Origin of the sequence: Streptomyces sp. SudanB182_2057, assembly GCF_964272715.1 — a bacterium.
Classification (GTDB): Bacteria; Actinomycetota; Actinomycetes; order Streptomycetales; family Streptomycetaceae; genus Streptomyces; species Streptomyces rubradiris.
Map to the genome: position 1 here is coordinate 24,011 of NZ_OZ186798.1, position 21,725 is coordinate 45,735.

Annotated in this window: 24 protein-coding genes and 2 pseudogenes; 19 read left to right on the plus strand and 7 right to left on the minus strand. The window is 70.8% G+C overall.

Going from position 1 to position 21,725, the window contains the following annotated elements:
* Positions 1-140: 140 nt before the first annotated feature.
* The 3 genes from ACSURM_RS00085 to ACSURM_RS00095 form a co-directional block, all read right to left on the minus strand.
* Positions 141-437, minus strand: coding sequence for a hypothetical protein (locus ACSURM_RS00085; RefSeq protein WP_436952186.1), 297 nt, complete (start codon positions 435-437; stop codon positions 141-143).
* A gap of 54 nt (positions 438-491) precedes the next feature.
* A complete protein-coding gene (locus tag ACSURM_RS00090; RefSeq protein WP_436952187.1) occupies positions 492-1,970 on the minus strand; it encodes a replication-relaxation family protein in 1,479 nt (492 codons plus the stop codon).
* A 403-nt stretch (positions 1,971-2,373) separates the two neighbouring features.
* Positions 2,374-3,191, minus strand: a protein-coding gene (locus tag ACSURM_RS00095; RefSeq protein WP_436952189.1) for an IS5 family transposase whose coding sequence is annotated in 2 segments (ribosomal slippage) — positions 2,374-2,840 and positions 2,840-3,191 — 819 coding nt in all. Because the reading frame shifts where the segments join, the coding sequence is not laid out codon by codon here.
* Positions 3,192-3,358: 167 nt separating this feature from the next.
* Here ACSURM_RS00095 and ACSURM_RS00100 point away from each other — a divergent pair.
* From ACSURM_RS00100 to ACSURM_RS00155, 12 genes and pseudogenes are all read left to right on the plus strand, one after another.
* Positions 3,359-3,595, plus strand: coding sequence for a hypothetical protein (locus ACSURM_RS00100; RefSeq protein WP_436952191.1), 237 nt, complete (start codon positions 3,359-3,361; stop codon positions 3,593-3,595).
* A 447-nt stretch (positions 3,596-4,042) separates the two neighbouring features.
* A complete protein-coding gene (locus ACSURM_RS00105; RefSeq protein WP_436952193.1) occupies positions 4,043-5,527 on the plus strand; it encodes a PP2C family protein-serine/threonine phosphatase in 1,485 nt (494 codons plus the stop codon).
* On the plus strand, positions 5,527-6,036 hold the full coding sequence (locus ACSURM_RS00110; RefSeq protein ID WP_436952195.1) for an STAS domain-containing protein: 510 nt from the start codon (positions 5,527-5,529) through the stop codon (positions 6,034-6,036). The genes ACSURM_RS00105 and ACSURM_RS00110 overlap by 1 nt, the downstream gene beginning before the upstream one ends.
* Before the next feature lie 17 nt (positions 6,037-6,053).
* Positions 6,054-6,860, plus strand: a pseudogene (locus ACSURM_RS00115) (methyltransferase, FxLD system); the annotation flags it as partial.
* 74 nt (positions 6,861-6,934) lie between these two features.
* Entirely contained in the window at positions 6,935-7,354 is a 420-nt protein-coding gene (locus ACSURM_RS00120; protein WP_436952197.1) for a hypothetical protein, read from the plus strand.
* 239 nt (positions 7,355-7,593) lie between these two features.
* Positions 7,594-8,064: an RNA polymerase sigma factor gene (locus ACSURM_RS00125; protein WP_436952199.1), complete on the plus strand. Its 471-nt coding sequence runs from the start codon at positions 7,594-7,596 to the stop codon at positions 8,062-8,064.
* Positions 8,065-8,357: 293 nt separating this feature from the next.
* Positions 8,358-8,753, plus strand: coding sequence for a hypothetical protein (locus ACSURM_RS00130; RefSeq protein ID WP_436952201.1), 396 nt, complete (start codon positions 8,358-8,360; stop codon positions 8,751-8,753).
* Between the two features lie 176 nt (positions 8,754-8,929).
* Complete coding sequence (locus ACSURM_RS00135) at positions 8,930-9,577, plus strand: hypothetical protein (RefSeq protein ID WP_436952203.1); 648 nt, start codon at positions 8,930-8,932, stop codon at positions 9,575-9,577.
* 15 nt (positions 9,578-9,592) lie between these two features.
* Positions 9,593-10,417 carry a hypothetical protein gene (locus tag ACSURM_RS00140; RefSeq protein ID WP_436952205.1) on the plus strand — a complete coding sequence of 275 codons (825 nt, stop codon included), beginning with the start codon at positions 9,593-9,595 and terminating at the stop codon, positions 10,415-10,417.
* 424 nt (positions 10,418-10,841) lie between these two features.
* Positions 10,842-11,012, plus strand: a pseudogene (locus tag ACSURM_RS00145) (transposase domain-containing protein); the annotation flags it as partial.
* Positions 11,013-11,325: 313 nt separating this feature from the next.
* Positions 11,326-11,733 carry a hypothetical protein gene (locus ACSURM_RS00150; RefSeq protein ID WP_436961272.1) on the plus strand — a complete coding sequence of 136 codons (408 nt, stop codon included), beginning with the start codon at positions 11,326-11,328 and terminating at the stop codon, positions 11,731-11,733.
* Between the two features lie 45 nt (positions 11,734-11,778).
* Entirely contained in the window at positions 11,779-12,027 is a 249-nt protein-coding gene (locus ACSURM_RS00155; RefSeq protein ID WP_436952207.1) for a hypothetical protein, read from the plus strand.
* Positions 12,028-12,047: 20 nt separating this feature from the next.
* Here the strand turns inward: ACSURM_RS00155 and ACSURM_RS00160 are convergent, their stop codons facing one another.
* Together ACSURM_RS00160 and ACSURM_RS00165 are read right to left on the minus strand one after the other, a co-directional pair.
* Positions 12,048-12,248, minus strand: a complete 201-nt coding sequence (locus ACSURM_RS00160; protein WP_436952209.1) for a hypothetical protein — start codon at positions 12,246-12,248, stop codon at positions 12,048-12,050.
* Positions 12,245-12,463 carry a LexA family protein gene (locus ACSURM_RS00165; RefSeq protein WP_436952211.1) on the minus strand — a complete coding sequence of 73 codons (219 nt, stop codon included), beginning with the start codon at positions 12,461-12,463 and terminating at the stop codon, positions 12,245-12,247. Before ACSURM_RS00165 ends, ACSURM_RS00160 begins: the two co-directional genes overlap by 4 nt.
* A 65-nt stretch (positions 12,464-12,528) precedes the next feature.
* On the opposite strand from ACSURM_RS00165, the gene ACSURM_RS00170 reads away from it, so the two are divergent.
* The 7 genes from ACSURM_RS00170 to ACSURM_RS00200 all read left to right on the plus strand — a co-directional run bounded on the left by ACSURM_RS00170 (position 12,529) and on the right by ACSURM_RS00200 (position 18,989).
* Positions 12,529-12,888: a DUF6233 domain-containing protein gene (locus tag ACSURM_RS00170; protein WP_436952213.1), complete on the plus strand. Its 360-nt coding sequence runs from the start codon at positions 12,529-12,531 to the stop codon at positions 12,886-12,888.
* 283 nt (positions 12,889-13,171) lie between these two features.
* Entirely contained in the window at positions 13,172-13,453 is a 282-nt protein-coding gene (locus tag ACSURM_RS00175) for a hypothetical protein (protein ID WP_436952215.1), read from the plus strand.
* 123 nt (positions 13,454-13,576) lie between these two features.
* Entirely contained in the window at positions 13,577-13,963 is a 387-nt protein-coding gene (locus tag ACSURM_RS00180) for a hypothetical protein (RefSeq protein WP_436952217.1), read from the plus strand.
* Positions 13,936-14,625, plus strand: coding sequence for a hypothetical protein (locus tag ACSURM_RS00185; protein WP_436952219.1), 690 nt, complete (start codon positions 13,936-13,938; stop codon positions 14,623-14,625). Before ACSURM_RS00180 ends, ACSURM_RS00185 begins: the two co-directional genes overlap by 28 nt.
* A 28-nt stretch (positions 14,626-14,653) precedes the next feature.
* Positions 14,654-16,513, plus strand: a complete 1,860-nt coding sequence (locus tag ACSURM_RS00190; protein WP_436952221.1) for a hypothetical protein — start codon at positions 14,654-14,656, stop codon at positions 16,511-16,513.
* Positions 16,510-18,585, plus strand: coding sequence for a hypothetical protein (locus tag ACSURM_RS00195; RefSeq protein ID WP_436952222.1), 2,076 nt, complete (start codon positions 16,510-16,512; stop codon positions 18,583-18,585). The genes ACSURM_RS00190 and ACSURM_RS00195 overlap by 4 nt, the downstream gene beginning before the upstream one ends.
* Positions 18,582-18,989 (plus strand): hypothetical protein, encoded by a 408-nt coding sequence (locus ACSURM_RS00200; RefSeq protein ID WP_436952224.1) that lies wholly within the window; start codon positions 18,582-18,584, stop codon positions 18,987-18,989. The genes ACSURM_RS00195 and ACSURM_RS00200 overlap by 4 nt, the downstream gene beginning before the upstream one ends.
* Positions 18,990-19,392: 403 nt before the next feature.
* Here ACSURM_RS00200 and ACSURM_RS00205 read toward each other — a convergent pair whose 3' ends face one another.
* Together ACSURM_RS00205 and ACSURM_RS00210 are read right to left on the minus strand one after the other, a co-directional pair.
* Positions 19,393-20,373: a hypothetical protein gene (locus ACSURM_RS00205; RefSeq protein ID WP_436952226.1), complete on the minus strand. Its 981-nt coding sequence runs from the start codon at positions 20,371-20,373 to the stop codon at positions 19,393-19,395.
* A gap of 64 nt (positions 20,374-20,437) precedes the next feature.
* Positions 20,438-21,718 (minus strand): hypothetical protein, encoded by a 1,281-nt coding sequence (locus ACSURM_RS00210; RefSeq protein ID WP_436960852.1) that lies wholly within the window; start codon positions 21,716-21,718, stop codon positions 20,438-20,440.
* Between the last annotated feature and the right edge of the window lie 7 nt (positions 21,719-21,725).

Consider the following 21,725-nt stretch of genomic DNA (forward strand, 5'->3'; position numbering starts at 1 on the left):
ATTGACTTGTAATGCGCAGGGCGAACGTTGCTTGATGCCGCTCTAGACGCTGAAACCGGATCCGGGCCGGGCGGGCACGGGGACACTGTCAGCCAGCTGCCCGTTAGAAGGTCGAGGCAACGGCAACCGCCAGGCGACGGTCAGGGTGTGTCGCCGGAGTAGTAGAAGCGACAGCTGACGCCGGGCCCGGATGTGCGGGGTTCGCCCAGGCGCGGGTCGTACAGCGCCCGGCCGCCTGGCCACCGGGAGAGTTCGGTGACCAGGGCGACACCGTCGTCGACTTCCTCGGCCCGCCAGCCGTGGATGTCCAGCAGCAGGCCGTCCAGCGGCCGGCCGACCAGTTCGGCGTAGGTCCGCTCCGGGAGCGGGCCGGGGTATGGGTCGTCGTGATCCGCGCCGTAGACGCGCCGGTTCAGCAGCTGCTCGTCTCCGTTCATGCGATCAGTTTTCCAGCCGCCACCGACAACCACCCCGGCCTTTGAACCCGTCCGTTACCGGCGGCGCCCGATGCCGAACCGGCTGCGGGGCTTCACGGCCGGCGCTTCAGCTGCCGCGCGTCCGGCTTCCTCCGCCCGGCGGCGCGCGACGCGCTCAGCCTCCGCACGGTCGGCGGCCTGCCTCTTGCACGGCCCGCACAGCCGGTCCCATGCGCCGGGCCACGAGGGCCGCCTGGTCTCCTGCCAGCGCTCGTCGGTGAACTTGGTGCCGCACTGCGTGCACACCGGCCGCTGCGCCTCCCGCTCCGCGGCCTCGCGCTCTGCCTGGCGTCGGCGGGCCTCGCGGAGCTGGACCTGGTACAGCCGCTCGCCGTCGGGGTTGTCCAGGGCCTGGGTGAGGGTCTGCCACTCATCGCGCCCGAGCCTGCGCCACACCCTGCCCGCGGCCCCGGCCGGGTCGGCGGTGATCCGCTCCAGCTCGGTGACGACCACGGGCACCGCCTGGTGGTAGTCGACCGACGTGAACCCTGCGCCCCGGTGCGGGGTGGCGGCGAAGTAGGCGCGGGCGGCCTGCTCCAGGCGCCGCATCCGGCTGGCGCGCTGCGCGGCGGTCTTGCCCGTGAACACGAACGCCACCGGCACGTACCCCTCCCGGCCCGTCGCCGGGTAAATCCGCGACCACAGCCGGAAGTCGTGCACCGCCGCGCCCCGGGCCGCCATCGCCTTGGCCGCGTCGGCCTTCGGCGCCAGGAGCTCGAACCACTCGTGGTAACGGCGCAGCTTGTCCACCAGGACGTCGACGGGCTCGGTGACCCGGTCGACCTCCACGAGCATCGCGGGCACCCCGGCGTCCGGCGCGCGCATCGTCAGGTCGGCGTACTGGGTGTACCCGTACGGGAGCTTGTGAGCGATCTCGGTCTGCCAGGACAGCGGCGTGCCGTAGCCGGCCCCGGTGAGCACGGCCGCGGTCGAGGTGACGGCAGCGGCGTGTTCGTCGTAGCCGTCGGCCTGGACCGGCCGGCCTTCGTCGTCATGGTCCAGCTTGCGCAGCGCGGAGAGGCGCACCGTCTTCGGCAGCAGCAGCCTGGCTTCCTTGTGGCCCTTCTCGGTGAGCACCCACAGCTGGTGTCCCGATTCCAGTCGCGTCTCCACCCGGACCAGGCCCGACTCCTTCAACGCGTTCAGGGTGTCGCGGGTGATCCGGTCGTGCCGGTCGGCGGGACGCAGCATCCGCCACAACTGATCGGCGGTCGCCCGCTGGAAGATCCCCAGCGCCTTCAGTACTTCCTTGCGTCGTGCTCCGGTCGGCTTCCAGACCTGTGCCGGCCTAGGAGGGTTGTCGAACGCGTCGCGGAGCCTTGACGTGCGGGGCTGGCCTGCGGATATGCGCCGGGTGGGCGAAGTGGCCGTGGAGGGGGCGATGGAGGGGCCCGTGGAGGGGGCCGGCGGGACCTGGTCCACGCCGTCGCAGGGTCGGCAGTCGCGGGCGGCGCGGTCCTCGTGGGTGGGGTCGGGCGTGTGGTCGGTCGGCACGGTGTCCTCGGTTTCTCCGGCCGGCGGGCCGGGTCGGCGGTCGTCCGGCCCGCACGCGGATCTGCGCACGGGCCGAGACCACCGTGTGAAGCCACCCCTTGACCGCGGTCTGACGGCCACCAACAACCGGCGCCCGATTCCTCCTTGACCGCCCCTTGCAGTCTGAGTTTGTCCGTGACCGGAGTCACGCCCGGCCCGCGTCCCGGAGCGCGGACTGTATCCACAGGGCCGGGCGCGCACCGTAAGGGCGATCGGCCGGGCGCACCAGGCCCCCGGCCAGCGAACGACAAGAAGCCGTCATGGAGACGACGTCGCCCAAGGTGCCCCAGCTCGCGCCGGAGCAGATCCTGCGGGCCTGCGACTCCGTGGAGCTGGTCTGGCAGGAGCAGGGCAGTAAGAGGTCCTAACAAAGGCGTTGGACGTGGCGGTGTGTGATGAGGCAGGTGGCGAGGCCGAGGAAGGCTTCGTGGATGTCGTCTCGTCGTTCCCAGCGGATGCGCAGGCGGCGGAAGCCGTGCAGCCAGGAGATCGTGCGTTCGACGACCCAGCGGGAGATGCCCAGGCCGGTGCCGTGTGGCCGGCCGCGTTCGGCGATCGCAGGTCGGATGCCTCGTTTCCACAGCAGTCGCCGGTACTTGTCGTGGTCGTATCCGCGGTCCGCCAGGAGCATGTCCGGCCGTCGCCGTGGCCTGCCGACGGCGCCGGCGACCGGTGGGACCTTGTCGAGCAGGGGCAGGAGCTGGGTGACGTCGTTGCGGTTTCCGCCGGTCAGCGACACCGCGAGCGGGATGCCCTGGCCGTCGGTGAGGACGTGGTGCTTGCTACCCGGCCGTGCTCGGTCGACCGGGCTGGGACCGCTTTTGGGCCCCGGCGGGCCGCCCTGACGTGGGAGGAGTCGATCACCGCCCTCGACCAGTCCAGCTTCTTTGCCGACCGCAGCTTCTTCAGCAGCACCAGGTGCAGCTTCTCCCAGACGCCGGCCTCGTTCCAGGCGGCCAGGCGCCGCCAGCAGGTCATCCCGGAGCCGAAGCCCAGTTCCTGCGGCAGGTACTCCCACTGGATTCCGGTGTGCAGCACGAACAGGATCCCGCACAACGCCTGCCAATCCGGCACTCGTGGCCGGCCCGCCACCAGCTTCGGCCCCGGCTCGGGCAGCAACGGCTCGATGAGCGACCACAGTTCGTCCGACACGATCCACGGCTGCGACTGACGCTTCCCCACGACCCGAACAACGAGCAGACAAGCCGATGGTCACTTGATCAACAACTTCTGTTAGGACCTCTAAGGAGGAGAAGGCCGCGCTGGAGGAGTTCCACGCCGACGGCCCGGAGCTGGCGCGGCTGATCGGTGAGTTCGGTGCGCTGCTGCTGGCCGACTACCTCGCCGTCGTGCCCGACGAGCACGCCGACTGCGAGTCCGCGTACGTCGCCGGGAAGCTGGCGACGGTCGCGGGCCGGTATCTCAAGCGGTGGTGCCTCGCGAGCGGGGCCGGGGCGCACACCGCGTGGATCGCGGCCGGGTTCCTAATCGAGTGCATGCAGGAGGTGGACGAGGTGGGCCAGTTCCTGGACGACATCCGCGGGAACGTCAGCGGAGGGCTGCGGAGCGGCTACGGCCTGAACTGAGTCGGAGGTCAGGCAGCGCCCGGGACGGAGAGCTCTCCTCCCCCGGGCGCTGCCCGTCGGAGGTAGCAGAGGTGGACAAGGGGGTGCACGACCTGCCATGGACGGTGGAACGGGTGGCGCCCACTCCCCCGCCGTGCCGCCATCCACTCCCACCCGGTGCAGTGGATCGAGTGGAGTCCTCCCTGTCCGGCCATCGGGTGCGGTGGAGTCCACCGAGTGGGGTCCACTGAGCCTCCGCCAACTTGAAGTCGCAGGTCAGAGGGATGGTGTCACCGATGCTCGGGGTACTCGTGCTGGTTGTGGGCGGGAGCCCACGGAGCCGCGCTGGGCGGGGTACCGTGGCGGGGAGCTGTTAGCGGCGGCATTGGCGTTCGGGCATGTGGTCGATTTAGGCTGCGTCGGTTCGTGCCGTTCACGGCGGCGGCCCATCGACGGAGAGGAAAGCCGATGATACGGCGGGCATCGGCCATCGGCCCGGCTCCTGGGCTCCGCCCCGAGCTGGTCCCCGATCCGGATGCGGAGGCGGCCCGGATCGCGGCGGTACGCCGCTACGACATCCTCGACACTCCGCCCGACGGGGCGTTCGACCGGGTGGCAGCGATGGCCGCCCGGCTCTTTGACGTGCCGGTGGCGACGGTCACGATCGTGGACACCGACCGCATCTGGTTCAAGGCCGCCCACGGCCTGCAAGGCGTCAAGGAGATCAGCCGCGATCCGGGCCTTTGCGGCTCGGCGATCCTGCGCGATGACGCGCTGGTGATCCCCGACACACTCCGTGATCCTGTGGCAGCGGACAATCCGCTGGTCGCCGGAGAGATGGGAGTGCGCTTCTACGCCGCCGCACCGATCATCACCCCCGACGGGCACCGGCTGGGCACCGTCAACGTCCTCGACACCAGACCGCGCTCCATCACCGAGGACGACACCGCCACCCTGGCCGATCTCGCCGCGATCGTGCTGGACGAGATGGAGCTGCGGCTGTCGGCGCTGCGCGCCCTGCGCGAGGAACAGGAGCGGCGGGAGGCGGAGAAGCGGCATGCCGAGGCGGAACAGGCGCGTGCCGAGGCGGAGCGGGCGGCGCGGGAGCAGGCGGAGCAGGACAAAGCCGCCATCGCCGCGTTCGCCTCCACCCTCCAGCGCACCCTGCTGCCCCCGGCCCTTCCCGTGGTGCCCGGCCTGGAGCTGGCCTGCCACTACCGCACCGCCTCCGCCCAGGACGTGGGCGGCGATTTCTACGACGTTTTCCCCCTCGACGGCGGCCGGTGGGCGTTTTTCCTCGGCGACGTGTGCGGCAAGGGCCCCGAGGCGGCGACCGTCACCGCCCTGGCCCGTCACACCCTGCGCGCCGCGGCCCAGATCAACCCGGACCCGGTCACCGTGCTCAGCGCGCTCAACACCGTGCTGCTCACCGACGTCACCGCCGGCAGCCGCTTCTGCACCGCCCTCTTCGGCCTCCTCGAGCCCCGGGAAGGCAGCGGCTTCACCGTCACCATTGCCACCGGCGGCCACCCGCCCGCCTACCACGTGCGCCCCGACGACAGCGGCGCCGCATGGGTCAAGGCAGTACGCCCCAAGGGGGGCATGCTCGTCGGCGCCTTCCCCCAGGCATCCTTCGTCCAGACCACCTTCTCCCTGGCCCCCGGGGAGAGCCTGTTCCTCTACACCGACGGGCTGACCGAAGCCCGCACCCCCCAGGGCGCCATGCTCGGCGAGGACGGCCTGACCGGCTTCCTCCATCAGCGCACCGGGCCCGTCACTGCGGCCTCCCTGGTCGAGGACACCGTTACGCTGCTGGCCTCGCTGCCCGACGGAGCCGGCGACGACGTGGCCCTGCTGGCCCTGTCCGTGCCCGGCCCCCAAGCCGCACCCGACAGCGGTGCCGCCGCCACCGCCCACACCGCCGCCGCACCCGAACACATCGGCCAGGAGTGATGACCGACGTGACCGACACGTTCCACCTGACCGTCCAGCACCCTCGCCCCGGCCTTGCCGTCGCCACGGTCGTCGGGGAGGTGGACATGCACACAGCGCTCACCCTGCACTCCGAAGCCCGGGAGATCATCCAGCGAGGGCACCCGCGCCTGGTCCTGGACCTGGCACAGGTCGGCTTCTGCGACTCCGCCGGTCTGAGCGCGCTCATCCGCATCTGGCACGCGGCCCAGGCGGCGGGCGGCTTGCTCAGCATCGCCGCTGTCCCCGACCGCCTGACGCGCATGCTCAGCATGACCGGCGTCGACGCACTCCTGCCGGTTCATGCCACAGCCGCCGAAGCGGTCGCTGACATGTCCGCCGGCCAGTCCACGGGCGCAGACATGCACGGCTCCGTCACCAGCTCCTCCACGGGGGGCGAGTACCGCGAGCTGACCGAGGGCGAGCCGGCGGCCTTGGACAACGGGCAGCGGCAGGAAGCATCCCAGGCAGGAAACGTCGTTAAGGGCTAAACGGACAGGCGGAGACTGCCCTCACCCGCGACGGTGCCCTCGGCCACGCCGAAGGCGCACCCTACGACCGGATCATCGCCACCGTCGGCGCCCACGGCATCCCCACCGCCTGGCTCGAACAGCTCGCCCCCGGCGGCCGGCTCGTCACCCCCCAGCGCCTCAAGGGCAGCGTCTCGCGCTCCATCGTCTACCAAGAGCACGACGGCCGCTGGATCTCGTCCGGCTCGCACATGAACACCTTCATGCCGCTGCGGCGCGGCATCGCCGACGACGACCGCCGCGTCATCCCCCTCTCCACGCAGAGCACCGTGCGCCTCCAGGCCCCCGCCGGACAGCAGATCGACGCCGACGCCCTGGCCGGCGTCCTGGAACAGCCGCGAACCGAGCAGTGGACCGGGATGAAGGTCCGCGCCATGGAGAGCCCGGAGTGGATGGAGCTCTTCGTCTCCTGCTCCCTGCCCTCCGGCCTGATCCGCATGCTGTTCCCCCAGACCGCCAAGGGCACCGTGCTCACCGAGGACCCCTACCCCTCCTCCACCGCCGCCGTGGACAAGGGCGCGCTCACCTACCTCACCCGGCGCCTGCTGGACGAGAAGACCCCCGAGGGCGGCAAGCTCTGGGAGTTCGGCGTCATCGGCCACGGCCCCGGCAGCGAGGACCTCGCCTCCCAGGTCGCCGACGCCATCCGCACCTGGGACCGCAAGTACCGCGGCCGGGAAGCCGCCTTCGAGCTCCTGCCCCTCGACGCGCCCCCCATCGACCAGCGCCCCGGCACGTTCGTCCTCGACACCCCGCTCAACCGCGTCCTCGTCACCTGGCAGTAGCCCCCTGCGCGGGCCCGCCGACCCGACGGCGGGCCCGCGCCCCCCACTCGCCGTTCCCTTACCCGGGAGTCCCCATGGACCCGTACGCCTCCATAGCCCGGCGCTTCCCCCTCATCTCCCGCTTCCGCCCCGCCTGCCTGCCGCTCCCGCAGCGCATCCGCGCCCTGGTCGAGCTCTCCGCCACGGCCCAGACGAAGGCGGACCAGGGCCTGGCGTCCGCGGTCTACAACCAGGCCGCGCTCCTCGCCTCCGACCTCGGCCTGCCCGACCTCGCCCGAAAGTGGTGCCACCAGCACGCCGCCGCCTACCTCCACGCCATCCCCCTCCCCGGCATGACCGCGATCCGAGCCCTCGAACCCGTCGTCAACCTCGCCCGCCTCCAGATCCGCGCCGGCGACACGACGACGGCCGCCACCGACTCCTCAACCTCTTCGACGCCGTCAGCAACGCCGCCCCCGCCGAGTTCGAAGGCGTCCGCATCCTCGCAAAGCTGACCACCAGCGACACCGACCGTTGCGCTGGGGGACCTGGGTGTGCTTGCGGTACCGATTCTGAGTAACCGTCAGTTCGTGGTAGGGCGTCGGGGGCCAGGCGAAAGGGACCTCCAAGCTCCCGACAGAAAAAATCCGACTCTGAGGCGAACGTTTTGAGTTCCTTCTCCGTCGTATGAGGGACTGGAGGGGAACGCCGGCTGATGACCACACCACGAAGATTCGCAGCGGACGGTCCGCTCTTGGATCCGTCTGACATCGAACTGGTACGTGCCATGCTCGTCCTCGGCGGAGTCCCCTGGGGCGAGATGGAGGACGGGGTTCAGCAGGTCCGGATGAAGCTGCTGGAAGCCGGGGCGAGGATAGACAATCTGCAGGCCTGGTTGACCGTCGTCTCCTCGCGGATCGCGGTCGACTGGCACCGCGGCCGTGCCCGAGATGCGTCGTTACGGGACCGGCTCGCAGCTCGCTGGGAGGACCGGCCGCCCCCAGGCCAGTCCGAAGATTCGCGGCTGCTGGCCCTGGTCGTGGCGGAAGAACTGGAGCGGGTGCCCCCGGCGCAGCGCCAGATCCTCGCGCTGCGGTATTTCGCCGATCTGACCGTGCGGGACATCGCGGACCGCCTCGGCATTCCCGAGGGGACCGTAAAGAGCCGACTGCACAGCGCCGTGGCCGCGCTCGGCCGGCGCCTGAGGGACGTGGAGGTGCTGTGACGATGGACGGACCAGACGAGCGGGCCCATGAGGAGGCTCCGGCCGGGTCGCGGGCGGGAGCGGACGAGGCCGAGCAAGCTGTACGCCTCGCTCTGAGAATGATCGGCGAAGAGGCCGGGCGAACCGACAGGCCCGGGGACGCGGTGCCCGAGGCTCTGGTACCACGGCGGCCGGATCCGCGTCGGCGGCTCCGTACAGCCGCTGTGTGGGCTACAGCGGTCGCCGCGTGCGCCGCCGTGGCCGTCACCGTGGCCCTCTCCGGCCTGCTCTCCGGAGAGGCTCCCGGAGACGGCGTGGCTTCACCCGGCACACGGTCGACCGCGGCGGCCGAGGGCGGGCAGGGGCAGACGCTGCTCGAATGGATCGCCTGCGCCCGTACCATTGTCGTCGGCGATGTCACCGAGGTCGCTCCCAGCGGCAAGGGACGGCTTGAAGTTGGCCTCGACGTCGAGGAGTGGATCAAACCACCGCGAGGTGACCACAAGATCACCATGGATGTGGTGGATCCCGGCGTGGCCCAGGACCGGCCACCGATCGAGGAGGGGACGCGTGTCCTGGTCGTCCTGCCCCGGAGGGCGGACCAAGCGGCGGACACCTTCGAGGGCGGGCAGCTGACCCAGTACCGCTCGGCGATCATTGCGGCGCTGGACGACGCGGGGCGGACGACCTGCCCGCAGCCCTGGAACTGACACGAACGCGCCAAACTGGCCACGGATTGTCCGATTTCGCGCAGGCACCCCTTGTGTGCATGTTTCCGAGGGGTCGTAATGAGGGCGCACGGTGGCGCACGGGACACCTGCTGTCCCGTGCGCCACCTTCTGCTTGAGCGATCTCGTATGCCAACGTGTGCGAATGGGGGGGACCCATGTCTTCGAGACGAGTTTCACGAAGAGCGGCGGCGATCGTCGCGACGGCCGTCACCGGCCTGCTCGTCGCGGCGCCGTCCAGTTCCGCCGGGACTGATGCCGCGGCGATCGACAACATCGTCCCGACGTCCAACTACTACGTCGGATGTCTGAGTGGTGAGGCCGACGGAACGGTCTGCCAGACCGACAACGCCGACCTCACGTACTACATGGACTCCGGCGGTAGCGACCAGTTGGAGGCGGGAGACAAGAGCATCGTCCGCGCGATGCTCGCCAGCGAGTACTCGCCCACGGACCTCGCGGTCAGCTACGACTCCACCCCATCGTGGAGCGGCAGCGCCGAGACGGACATCTACTACAGCGAGGGGGCCGTGCCCGGCAGCGACGAGGGCATCACCTTCTGCAACGACAGCTCCCCCGGCAACTACAAATGCGACCAGCAGTACATCCGCATCGAGGGCGGTGGCTACTACACGCCCGGCCTGAGCTGTCACGAGACCGGCCACGCGGTCGGTCTGCTGCACGGGAACCTTTCCTATCCAGCGGTCCCGATGCAGGACTCCCGGCTGGGTTGCATGAAGAAGAGCGTCTCCTACAGCCAGGGGCTCGGCGCCAACCAGAAGACCAACATCAACACCGTCTACTAGGCCGGGGAAGCCAAGTTGAGACGCACAACGCGAAAAACCGCACGCATCGTCACCGCGGTCGTGGGCACCGCCGCCCTGGCTCTCGCCGCCACCTTGACCGGCATCGACAGCAACGAGACGAAGGCGGGAGCACGACAGGGACAGTCCGCAGCGGGCGACGCCGGCAAGGCGTCCCACCGCTCCGGCATCCTGCTGGCCCACGGCTCCGACCGCCACCCGTCCGAGACCGCGACGGACTGGGTCACGTACGCGGACCACGTCGTCGAGGTCACGCCGGTCTCCGAGACCCGCATCGAACCGGACCAGGAGGAGGTCGACCGTGGCGAGGGCCTGATACTCCGCAATGTCAAGCTCCGCGTCGACCGGGTCCTGTGGTCCAGCGAGGAAGCCACCAGGACCGCGCCCGGGACGTTCGACTGGACCGCGCACGGCTGGATGTTCGGCGGCGGGGAGGAGGATGACTCGTCCGTAGTGACGGAGATGGCCGGAGAAGGGCAACCGCGGATCGAACTCGGCCACCACTACATCATGGCCATCGAGTGGCAGGAGCCCCGGTGCGGCACCGACGACGGTGACATTCCCGGCCAGTGGCGGGGCCTGGGTTCCGGATCCACCCTTCCGTACGACGCCTCCGCCATAGGGCAGGGAGAGTTCGAAGGTACGGTGCGCAGCACCGACGCCGCGCGTGCGGCCGTGGCAGAACGCGCGGACCCCGTCTACACCCTGCTCGACGAGTTCACCGGCAGTGAGGCCTCCGGCCTCGTGGACGAACTGACCAAGACGGAACCCGTCCCGGAGGAGCCTGACCCGTCCGCTCCTCCCGTCGGGGTGTGCGGCTGAGCCGGTCACACACGGGCGTGCCGGACCGGCGCGATCCGGCACGCGCCACCACCTCCCTCCCATTCCCCGAGCAACTCCTCATCCCACTCCCGTGCTGAGAGTCCGAGCCCTCGAGGGGCCGACTGGTTCCCGCTCGCCGTGACCGGGTGCACGGCATCGTCGGCGGGCGCGCCGGTGCGCCCGATGCACCGCACCGAGCGCACCGGACGCCGGGATGTTCCGCACCCCCGTTATGTTTTTCCGCGGTCCTGCAAGAGGGCCGCTGGCCTCCGGGCCCGGCATGGCTGTTCCCCCTGTCGAAGGGATGACAATGCCGTTGCTTTTGAGGCTGTCGCTCGGTTGAGCCGGTGTGCTGATATCCCGTCTGGAGCGGTTAGGGCTGGGAGCGCTGACTCGGTCGTGCCCGCCAGAGCTGGTGGACCGGGTGGTCAATGAAGCCGGCCGCTCGGAGAAGCGTCGACGTCTGTTGTCCGCTCGGTTCACGGTGTACTTCGTGCTGGCGATGTGCCTGTTCCCGCAGGCCGACTACCTTGAGGTTCTGCGTCTGGTGAAGGCCGGGGACTCGGGACTGCGACCTTGGAACGGAGTGAACAAGTCCTCACTGTCCAGGGCCCGGCAGCGGCTCGGATGGACCGTGATGCAGGAACTGTTCCGGGCCGTGGCCCGGCCACTGGGCAGGGAAGACGATCTCTTCCACGTACTGCGGGTACTGGCCCTGGACGGGACGCTACTGGCCGTGCCGGACTCGGCGGTGAACAACGACGCCTTCGGCAAGTCGGGATCAGCACGCAGTCCGATGAGGTATCCGCAGGCCCGCGTGGTGGCGGTGGCCGAGTGTTCGTCCCACGCGGTGCTGGACGCCGTGGTCGGCGGGTTCAAGGAGTCCGAGCGGATCGTCTCCGACGCCCTTGGCACCCACGTCGGAAGCGGGAAGCTGCTGCTGGCTGACCGTGGACTGTGGGGCCTGGCCCCTTGGCACCGGCTACGGGGAGCAGGGCACTCACCTGCTGTGGCGGATCGAGCGGCGCAAGGGGCGCCGGGTCCAGGACGTGCTGCCCGACGGCAGTTACCTGGCCCGAATCGAGGCGAACAAACACAGCAAGGCGGCCGGGACGGTCAAGGCTCCGCCCGCTGTGGTCCGGGTGATCGAGTACCGCATCGACGGCCAGGCCGACATCGTCCGGCTGATCACCAGTCTCACCGATCAAGAGCAGTACCCGGCTGCCGAGCTGGCCGCGCTCTACGCCCGGCGCTGGGACGCGGTATCTCGGAGGAAAGGCGCCCGCCGACCGGTGCCGCACCCGATCGGACGGTGAGGACAACAGCAGGCACAGCACACCGGCCGCCTAAGATCCATGAACGTGCAACAGATCCCCGACGAGCTGATCACCCTGGAACGGACCGCCGAGCAGGAGCGGGCCCGGCTCGCCGGCCTCACCGGTGACGACTACGACGCCCAGCTGCGCCGCTGGCGCGAGGCCTCCGCCGCCTTCCACACGGCCGTCACCGAACACGCCACCGCCACCCAGATCAGCCGGTACGAGCTGGAGCAGGCCGTGAAGAAGGCCGTACGGCACCCCGAGCCCAAGGACGACGCAGCCGACCAGTAACCCCGCGGACGGTGCCGGGACTACCGCTGGTCGGGCCAGTCGGCCAGCACCCCACCGGTCTCCTCATCGAGGAGGACGACGCGGGTGCCCGGCCTGCCGCCGCGCTCGCCGATCCAGCGCCGGAACTTCTCCCGCGCGGTCTCCTCCCGGTTCCACCAGCCGTGCTGCACCGGCCGGCCGTCCATGGTGAGCAGCAGGTGGTAGCGGCCGGGGCCGCTCATGGGGGGCGGATCCCGCGGGTGCGGCCCGGCTCGCGGACGATCGCGGACTTCGTCTCCAGCTCGATGAGCTGGTAGTGCACCGAGGCCCGGCTGCGCATGCCGACCGCCTGTCCGATCTGCTGCACCGTCGGCGCCTCGCCGTGGTCGGCGATGTGCCGGCGGATGCAGCGCAGGATGCGCTCCTGGGTGTCGGTGAGGTGGTCAACGCGGTGCATAATCCAATTAGAGCGCTTGTTCGAGTTCAGGGGCAAGCTGGGACTTAAGGGACCGGGAGGAGCAGGTGAGCGGTGGTGAGCAGCCGCTCTCGCGTCTGGACGCGCTGCGCTTCGCCCGGCGCGTCGTCGAGCAGCAGGCGGCACTGCAGCTGGCTCTCATCGACCGGTGGATCGCGGATGAGGAACAGCGCCAGGCCGAGCGGCGCCGTGGTCAGGAGCGGCGGCCGGAGCCGGCGCAGTGGCTGATCCAGTACGGCCTGAACCGCTCCAACGTCGACGCCGTGCACACCGGTGACTGCTGGGCCGCCGCCAAGAGCGGCCGGTGCCGCCCCGCCACCCGGCAGCAGGCCATCGACGCCCTGCTCCAGCACGTCCCGGCCTGCGTCCACTGCCGGCCCGACACCGCCCTCGGCCTCCTCGAGTAGGCGCAGTCTCGGCCCGGCCGGCTGGTGGGTGACCGGGCTGGTGCCCACCGCGCTCCTGACGGACGGCGGGGAAGGCATCACCCGTGACCTGGTCCTTGCCCGAGTCGATGCTGACCGTGACCGTGGACAGCCCCGCTCTGCCCGCCGGGTGGGCCGCCGAGCCGAAGTGGGACGGTTCTCCAGACACGTAGTTGTGTCTCACGTGCAGTGCTTGCTGACGCTCAGCTGACCCGGAACACTGCTGGTCATCTGGGTGGGGGCAGCACTCGGAGGCGTGGTGCACTTGTTCTTCACCGACCGGCGAAATGCCCTGAGGGTAGGGAGCATCGCGGGGCTCGGTCGCGTGGACCTGGAGGAGCTGTTCGAGCGCCGCCGGGTGCCGGACGGGACACCGATCCTGCTCGACGAGGCGATGCGCCCGGTGGAACCGGTGTCGTCGTGGTTCCGGGCGCTGGCGATGCAACGTCTGGACCCGAAGTCGATGAAGGCCTACGCGTACACCGCGCTGATGCTGCTCAACTTTCTGCTCGCACGGCAGACGGACCTTCGTTGCGCGACCGAGTAGGACATCCACGACTTTGAGGCCTGGCGTCGGAACGACGGAAGGCGGACAGTCGGCGGCTCGACCTGGGACCGGGACTCCGCGGCGGTCGGCCGGCTCTACGACTACCTGGTCGACATCGGCTACGTGCCGTCGCGGCCGTGGCGCCCGGTCCGGGGCAGCACGTCGCTGGTCAGCGGCTTCGCCCAGGACGTGCGGGTACGGCACATGGAGCTGGAGCAGTACCTGTTCTGCCGGGACGTGGGGTTCGGCGGCCTGGCGCCGGAGGCCGGGTTGGACGAGTCGTTCCGGGGCTGGCGCCCGCACCGCAACCGCGCAGCATGCGAGCTGGCGCTGCTGACCGGGATGCGGATCCAGGAGTGGTCGACGCTGCTGCTGCCCGAGCTCGGCGTGGCCGGTGGTCGGCGGCCGCCGAGCTGCGACGTCGACTTGGCGCGCTGCGCGAAGGGTAGACGTCCGCGGTCGGTCTACGTCCCTCGGGGGCGTTGGAGCTGCTCGACCCGTACCTGCTGATCGAGCGGCCGGAGATCGTGGCGGCGGCCCAGCGAAGTCTGCGGCGCCGTTGGCGGGGCCTGTTCGTCGTCAGCCGTCTGGAGGCGGACGGCACCAGGGTGCGCGGGGTACTGGACGGGGTCACGGTCGTGCGGACGATCCGGGATATGCCGCCGGAACTGCGCAGGGTCGCGGTGCTGGAGACCGGTGGTGGCCTGGACCCGCTGGCGCTCTTCGTCGGCCGCGGCGCCACGATGCTTACGCCATCTGGGTGGGACCGGGTGAGGTGGCGGGCCTGGGAGCGGATGACGGCCTGGGCCGGGCATGAGCGGGCACCGGTGTTGCCGCGCCGCTGCTGGGTCTTCCACGACTGGCGGCACACCTTTGCCCTGCGGCTGCTGGTCTTCCTCACGCGGAAGGCGCTGGACGACGCCGTCGGCCCGCAGCTGCCGATGTCCACCCTGCTGGAGCACATGGCCGGCAACCCGCTGTTGGTAGTCCAGCGGCGTCTCGGGCACGCCCACCCGTCCACCACCTACCGCTACGTCCGCTATCTGAAGGACCCGATGCGGGAGGTCGATGACGCCTTCCGGGAGTGGACGGCCGCCGGCGGCGCCTCCTACGCCACGATCGCCCGCCACGGTCTGGGCCTGGAGGAGCACGCCGATGCCGCGCAGGGGTGAGCACACCGAAGTCGATGCGGTTCCCCGGATGCGACCGCCCGAGCCGTCCCGGATCGGGGTGCGGCAGGTGGTGACGGCGGAGACGAGTGGGCGGAAGGCCGTGGTCAGGGTCGACCCGGGCACGTTCACCTGCACCGGTCTGGCGGCCGAGCTGGCCGACGAGTGGATCGAGCTGATGGCCGCCACCGGGTACGGCGCGGCCAGCTGCCGGCAGTACCGGCAGGCGATCGTGGACTTCTGCCGGCGCGTCGAGGAGTCCCTGCCGGACGCCCGCGCGGCTTCGCTGGCTCGCGAGGATCTGGGCCTGCACCGCGCGGTGGCCGAGTGGATCCGTCGGCTGCCCGCCCGGCATCCGCCAGGATCGCGGACTCCCGCCATGCTGGCCGGACGGGTCCGGGCGTTGGTCGCGCGCCGCATCCAGCACCCTGACCGGCCGGTCGCGTCCTGTCTGTACGGGTGGGTCGACGGTGACCTTGGTCTTCGCCGTGGCCGGACGCAGGAGCTGGACGAGTTCACCCGGGCCGACAAGAGGAAGCTGGTGCACGCGGCCTGGGCCGACTGCCAGGCGATCGCGGGCCGGATCAGGGCCGGGCGGGCGCTCGCCGCTCTCGGTATCGACCCCGCAGACGGTGGTTGGAGCGAGCCGGCGAACCTGCTTTGGGCCGTCGCGAACGATGCCTGGTCGCCCCGGCAGATCGCCGAGCGCCTTCCGAGCTGGGAGTCGATGCCGGCCTCGCTCCGGGACCCGGTCGCGGCAGCGGGCTTCACCGTCCAGACGGGCAAGGCCGTCGTCGTGCGCTTCCTGGCGAGTCGGCTCTTCCTCACGCAGCTGGATCTCCAGCCGTTCCGGATCGCGCTGATGGCCGCCACCGGTCGCGCACCCGAGGAAGTGAGCGCGCTGACCGAGGGCGACATCGAGTTCGGGCCCCGCAGCGTTCTGATCGACTTCACGAAGAACCGGGCCCGCCGCCGCACCCGCGAAGCCTTCAGCACCGATAGCACCTCCGCCGGGCCAGTGCTGCATCCGGGCGCCCTGCGGCTGGACGCCGGCCGGACCCTTCAGCTGCCGCTGGAACTGAGCCGGCCGCTCGCTGAGCGGGCCGGGCTGAACCCGGTGCCCCTGTTCCTGCGGGTCTCCGTGTCCACGGCGAACAAGCTGGAGGTCTCCCGGATGAGTCCGCTGGCCGGCAGCTCGCTGCGCGTCTGGCTCACCTCCCAGGGCATCACCGTCGAAGGCGCGCCGGACATCCGGCGCCTGCGGAAGTCGGTGAAGGTTGAGAAGGCCGTCACCTTCAAGGGCCGGGTCAGCGACATCGCCGACGACCACTCCGAGCAGACGTTCCGCCGGCACTACGCACACGGCACCACCCTGCGGTTGATCGCCGGCAACGTCATCTCCGCCGCGCAGAAGCACTGGCTGAACCAGGCCCTGAACGGGCCGGTGGTGCTCTTGCCCCGGGCGGAGACCGCGCTCGACGAAGCCGGTGCCGCGCAGGCGCTCGGCCTGTCAACGGAGCAGGTCGAGCAGTTGCGGGCCGGCCAGCTCGACATGGGCGTCTCCAGCTGCAAGGACCCGCTGGACTCGCCCTACGGCCGCCCCGGGCAGCTCTGTCCGGTCGCGCCGACCCGCTGCCTGGGGTGCCGCAACGCGTTCGTTCTGCCGTCCAACCTGCCTCAGCTCCTGCTCTTCGCCGCCCACCTGGAGCGCCTGCGGCTGCGGCTGTCCCCGCCGCACTTCCACGCGCTGTGGGGCCAGAGCCGGGTCAACGTCACCGAGGCGATCAGTGCCCGCACCGACGCGGAGATCGCCCTTGCCCGGCAGCAGATCACCGAGCAGAACCTGGCCCTGCACCTCCCGCTCGCCGCGCACGTGGAGTTCGACGCATGACCATGATCCAGCCCCGGCCCGCGAGCTCTTCGGTCTTCCGCCCCGACGAGCCGGTCATCCAGTCGACGCCGCTGCTGCCCGGCGCGACCTCCCCACGCTTCGGTGACGCCATCGTCTGGGACTTCAACGGCGTCCTGCGCAAGGCCCCGAACCGGCCGGCAACCGCGATGCGGGTGGTCCTGCGTGACCTGACGGGCGCATGGAACCTCCTCGCCCGGGAGCTGGCCATGATCTGGTTCAACCCTCGCCACCCCGCCCTGTTGGAGCGCGGCGTGCTCCTCAAGCCCGACCCGAAGTCGCCCCTGACGGTCGTCGGGCGGATCGGCCACGTGAAGGCCCTGGCCGCCTTCGCCGCCGACCATGGCCTGCCGCACCACCTCGGCGACTGGACCGGCCGCAACTTCCAGGACTACATCGAGCACCGCCGCGAGAGCGACGAGGACCCCAGCGTCCTCAACCACATTCACGTGATCAAGGCCATGCACCGCCTGCGCCCGGCCCTGGCCGGCGGCGGACTGCCCAAGGATCCCTGGCCCGGGCAGAGCACGAACGCCGTGCTGAACGTCCCCGCCGTCATCCCGCTGCGCACCCCGGTGATCACACCGCAGACGTGGTTTCCCCTGATCCGGTCCGCCTGGACCTACATCGACAAGTTCGCACCCGATATCCTGCGCGCCGCCGAGCTGTGGCGCTGCCTCCGTGACCAGGCGGTCCCCCGGCCCATCGAGGAAGTCGACCGGTGCCTCGACGCCTGGCTCGCCGACCCGGCCAGCAAGGTGCCGCTCCACTCGCCGGGCCACCCAGACGGCCCGGTCAACTGGACGCTGCTCAGCTTCATGGTCGGCACCAGCCGGGGGTACTCCTCACCGTTCGGCCCTCAGACCGTGCCCGGCCGCGACCGCAGGGCCCGGATCGAAGCCCTCGTCGCGGCCGGCCGGACCCAGCACGGACTGCTGGCCGACCTGGCACTCGTCCAGCGCCCGGACGGCAGCACCGGGCCCTGGCACCTCGGGCTGGACGCCCGAAGCGTCTGGGAGGAAGCCGTCGCGCTGCGCAACGCCTGCTACCTGTTCACGGCGGGGCTGTCGATGATGCGTGACAGCGAGATCCGCGACGTCACCAAGGGATCGGTGGTCGAGTACTTCGGCAGCCCGGCCGTGAAGTCGGTGAAGGAGAAACTCGACCCGGACCTGCCGGTCAAGCACTGGTGGATCATCGACCCCGTCGCCAAGGCCATCGACGTGGCCTCCCGCCTGTCCCAGCACCAGGTGCTGGCGTTCGGCTCGGCCCGCTTCGACACCGAGAGCTTCACCAGCGGCCGGGCACCCGAGCGGTTCCGGCGGCACGTCAACGAGTTCCGGAACGTCACCGGCCTGCCCGAGATCCCGGAGGAGCACGTCACCCCGCAGCGGTTCCGCCGCACCATGGCCATGCTGACCCGGGACTTCCCCGGCTCGGAGATCGCGGTCGGCATGCAGCTCAAGCACGCCGCCGCCCGCGCCCTGGCCAACCGCACCACCCAGGGCTACATGGAAGACGACCCCAAGTGGGCACGCCACCTCACCCAGGCGATCGCCGAGCGCCGCTTCGAACGCCTCAAAGACCTTTTCGACGCCGACAGCCGCGGCGAGACCATCGGCTACGGTCCCGGCGCCGACCGCATGCGCGAAGCCTTCGCCGCCGTACGCCACCAGGCCGAACAGCTCCAATCCACCACGGCCGCCCAGCGCGGCGACGTCCGCGTCGAACACGACCTCCTGCGCCGCACCCGGATCTCCGTGCGCTTCGGCAAGCTCAACCACTGCACCATGAACGACGCTGACCCCACCGGCGCCAAGTGCATCGAGGACGCCGTCGTCCCCGACGGCCACCGCGGCCCGCTCATCGACCGCTGCCAGCCCTCCCGCTGCGCCAACAGCGTCATCGCCCCCGAGCACCTGCCGATCTGGAAAGCCGAGCACGCCTCCCTCACCACGCTCCGGGACACCCCCGGCATCGCCCCCGGCCGCCGCACCCACCTGGACGCCCAGCTCCACGAGGTCAACCTCGTAATCAGGAGGACCGAGCAGTGACCGTCACGAACCGGACCGAGCAGGCCCTTCGGGAGGCGATGGAGCGGCTCCTGGTGGGCCGGCCCGAGCGCACCGACGGCAAGCTCTCGAAGAACAACCTCTGGCGCGAGGCCGGGGTCAGCCGGGCCACCATGAACCGGGCCACCGCCGTTCTCGCCGAGTGGGACGCCCGCACCGCCGCCAGCCCGGCCGGGCTGGCCCAGCGCCGCCGCGACGAGAAGATCACCGACCTACGGCGAAGACTGCACAAGGGCGCAGAAGAGCGCCGCAAGCTCCAAGGCCAGGTCGACGCCGCGGCCACCGTGATCGCGACGCTGCTGACCGAGAACGCCGTCCTACGCGAGCAGATCGCCGCGCGATCCTCCGTCATCGTCCCCATCCGGGAAGGGGCAACGCAGCGCTGAGACGGGCGCTGCCGGAGCCGATGCTGGCACTCTCAGTAGCGTGCCGACGGGACGTGCGGCCGAACGGGACTCGCTCGTCCTGGTGTGCCGCCGCTCCAAGGGCGCCTGCAGCGTTGCGCGAGATCGAGCCCGTGCTGACCCCACCAAGTGAGCCGATGCTGGCGCAGGCCCATGACGCGCTGCCTCGTCCCGGCGAGGTATCGGGCCCGTTCTGGCAACAGAAGGTGATTTTGACCTGCTGGAGGCGCCCGGCGGGGAGGTCCTGTTGTCCCGCCCCTACAAGCAGCGCTGGACGCGGTTGGTGGCCCTGTTCTGGTCCGGAGTTCTGCGGCCGCCGGGGATCTTGGTGGCGTCGGGTTCTGTCGGCAACCGAGCGGTGACTACGAGTTCGGCCTGTGTCTACTCATGCTCGGAGCCCAGGGCGCGTGCCAACGCGCGGCTGTGACGCGGGGTGTCCGCCTGCTGATGCGTGGAGGGTGTCGAGGAGTTGTTTGTGGTGGGGGTCGGCGTGCTGGTGGAAGAGGCCGGTGGTCAGGTCGGGCCGGTCGGGTGGGGGACCGGGCAGGTCGTCCGGTGCGGGGTTCGGGTGTCCGAGCGCGGCGGTCAGGCGGGTGAGGGCGGCGTGTCGGGCTGGGAGGGTGCCGCCGTAGTCGGGGCCGGCGAGTTCTTCGCAGGTAAGGGTGGTGACGGCGGGGTGGTGGCGTAGCCAGGCGGTGTGGAGGGCGGCGGTGTTGCCGGGGAAGTGGGGGTCGCTCAGGGCGTGGGTGAGGCGGGCGTCCATGGTGGGCAGGGCTGTGAGAATGTCCCGGTAGATCAGGTGAGCGGGGATGGTTCCCACGCGTCCGTCCTGGCGGCACAGGTGCTGGATCAGGCTGGTGATCCGGTCGCCGGGGTCGCGGTGGAGGTGGACGACAGGCGGGTGGCCGGTCGTGTGCCAGTGGCGCAGCAGGCCGGCGTCGGCGCGGGTGGGGTCGAGTTCGTTGACGTACCAGGCGTTGCGGCCGGGGAGCAGGCTGATCAGAAGGGCGTCGTCGAGGCGGGTCAGGCGTTGTTCGACGGCTGGGTCGAGGGGGGTATGGGCGGTGACGGGCTGGCCCAGGCGCTGCCACCACACCCGCCACAGGGTCAGCACCGCGCCGTTCCAGGCGTCTTGCAGGTCGGCGGGGTCGCGGGTGCTGTGGTGGTAGTCCTGCAGGAGGCGTACGGCTTCGTCCGTACCGTAAGCGGCCTCGAGGAGGGGGTAGACCTCGCCGGGGCGGGCGCCGGTTGCGGGTTCGGCGGCCGAGTTCAGTGTGCCGCGGGGGGTGTATCCCAGGGCGGTGAGGACCGGGTGCAGCAGCTCGATGCCGCTGCCGGGCAGGTAGACGACGACCAACTGCAGCATAAGGGGGAAGGTGTTCCGGGAAGGGGCGGCCCGGGAAGAAACCCGGGCCGCCGGAGCTGATACGTCACCGTGCGAAAGCCGCGGGCACAGCCGTGGCCGGGCGGGGAGCGGGAAGACCGGCGGCCGGACGGGCGGCGAGGAGGAGGTCTTCGTAGCGGTGGTGGGTGCGCCGGGTGAGGCGGTCCTCCAGCAGGGCCGCGGCCCGCTCACCCCGCCCGGTCTCGGCCAGGGCGCGGGCGAGAGTGTCCTGGACGATCTCCCGTTCCACCCGCACACCTCCCAGCCCCTCCAGACCATCGGCGAGCGGCTCCAGCAACGCCACCGCCCGCCCGGGCGCTCCGGCGCACACACACGCCAGGGCCCGCACCACGGGCGCCACCACCTCGCGGAACGCCGCGCGCTCATCGCCCTCAGCGGTCACCGCGAGGCGCTGCAGGTCCTCCACCTGACTTTCGCAGGCCAGGGCGAGGGCCAGGTTGAAGGTGTGCAGGGTGTCGGCCATCCCTCCAGGTGCGGCCAGCAGTTCCCGCACGTGATCCGGCTCCGACAGGCGGGCCGGGCACTGCCCTGCCAGCAGCAGCCGCCAGTTCGTTGCCGCGCGCATGCCCACATCCGACCGCAGCAGAACCTCATCAGCGCGTCGGCGCGCCTCGGGGAAATCACCAACGGCGATCGACTGCAAAGCGGCATGCCAGTTCAGGTGCCGCAGCTGCACCGCCTCAGGATTGGCCGCCAGCCACCCGTCCAACCGGGCCACCGACTCCACACCCGCACCCAGGTCGTGATCGGCGTGCGCGCGAGCGTGCACCGCCGCACCCGAGCGGGGAAACAGGCCCAACGCGTGCTCGGACAGCGCGACGGCCTCCTGCGGCCGGCCCTGCTCCGCACGCACCCACGACAGCCACGACGCCCACGCCCACGACTGCGGACCCATCAACCGGTACTGCCGCTCCACCAGCGCCTCCCCCGCCCGCTGCAGAGCGGGATCCCCGCTGGCGTGGAACACTCCCAGCATCAGACCGGCCACCTCGTCACCGGGGTAGTCGGCGAAGTGCCGCAGCAAGTGCTCCGCGGCCAGCCGGTGCTGGCGCAGCAAGGCGAGGAAGAGGCCGTAGACGAGACTGGCCGCACGCCCGTTCTCCGCCTTCGCGGCCTCGAACGCGCCAGCCATCTGAGCCTTCAGCTCCTCCTCCCCCAGCCCGTCCGCTTCCGCCCACGCCAGCAGCGCCCGCGGCACACCGGCCTCCGGACGCCCGGCCACCCACTGGCGCAGCAGCGGAAGGTGGCGGCCGCTCAACGCCGCGAGCTCCAGCACCGCCTCACTCGGCAGCACGACCGTATCCATCACCGAC

What these genes read in the sequence shown, in the direction of transcription:
- ACSURM_RS00195 (WP_436952222.1), top strand. Translation starts at nt 16,510, where the DNA reads ATGACCATGATCCAGCCCCGGCCCGCGAGCTCTTCGGTCTTCCGCCCC.
- ACSURM_RS00210 (WP_436960852.1), bottom strand. Translation starts at nt 21,718, where the DNA reads ATGGATACGGTCGTGCTGCCGAGTGAGGCGGTGCTGGAGCTCGCGGCG.
- ACSURM_RS00190 (WP_436952221.1), top strand. Translation starts at nt 14,654, where the DNA reads ATGCGACCGCCCGAGCCGTCCCGGATCGGGGTGCGGCAGGTGGTGACG.
- ACSURM_RS00105 (WP_436952193.1), top strand. Translation starts at nt 4,043, where the DNA reads ATGATACGGCGGGCATCGGCCATCGGCCCGGCTCCTGGGCTCCGCCCC.
- ACSURM_RS00085 (WP_436952186.1), bottom strand. Translation starts at nt 437, where the DNA reads ATGAACGGAGACGAGCAGCTGCTGAACCGGCGCGTCTACGGCGCGGAT.
- ACSURM_RS00160 (WP_436952209.1), bottom strand. Translation starts at nt 12,248, where the DNA reads ATGAGCGGCCCCGGCCGCTACCACCTGCTGCTCACCATGGACGGCCGG.
- ACSURM_RS00120 (WP_436952197.1), top strand. Translation starts at nt 6,935, where the DNA reads ATGGACCCGTACGCCTCCATAGCCCGGCGCTTCCCCCTCATCTCCCGC.
- ACSURM_RS00165 (WP_436952211.1), bottom strand. Translation starts at nt 12,463, where the DNA reads ATGCACCGCGTTGACCACCTCACCGACACCCAGGAGCGCATCCTGCGC.
- ACSURM_RS00110 (WP_436952195.1), top strand. Translation starts at nt 5,527, where the DNA reads ATGACCGACGTGACCGACACGTTCCACCTGACCGTCCAGCACCCTCGC.
- ACSURM_RS00205 (WP_436952226.1), bottom strand. Translation starts at nt 20,373, where the DNA reads ATGCTGCAGTTGGTCGTCGTCTACCTGCCCGGCAGCGGCATCGAGCTG.
- ACSURM_RS00135 (WP_436952203.1), top strand. Translation starts at nt 8,930, where the DNA reads ATGTCTTCGAGACGAGTTTCACGAAGAGCGGCGGCGATCGTCGCGACG.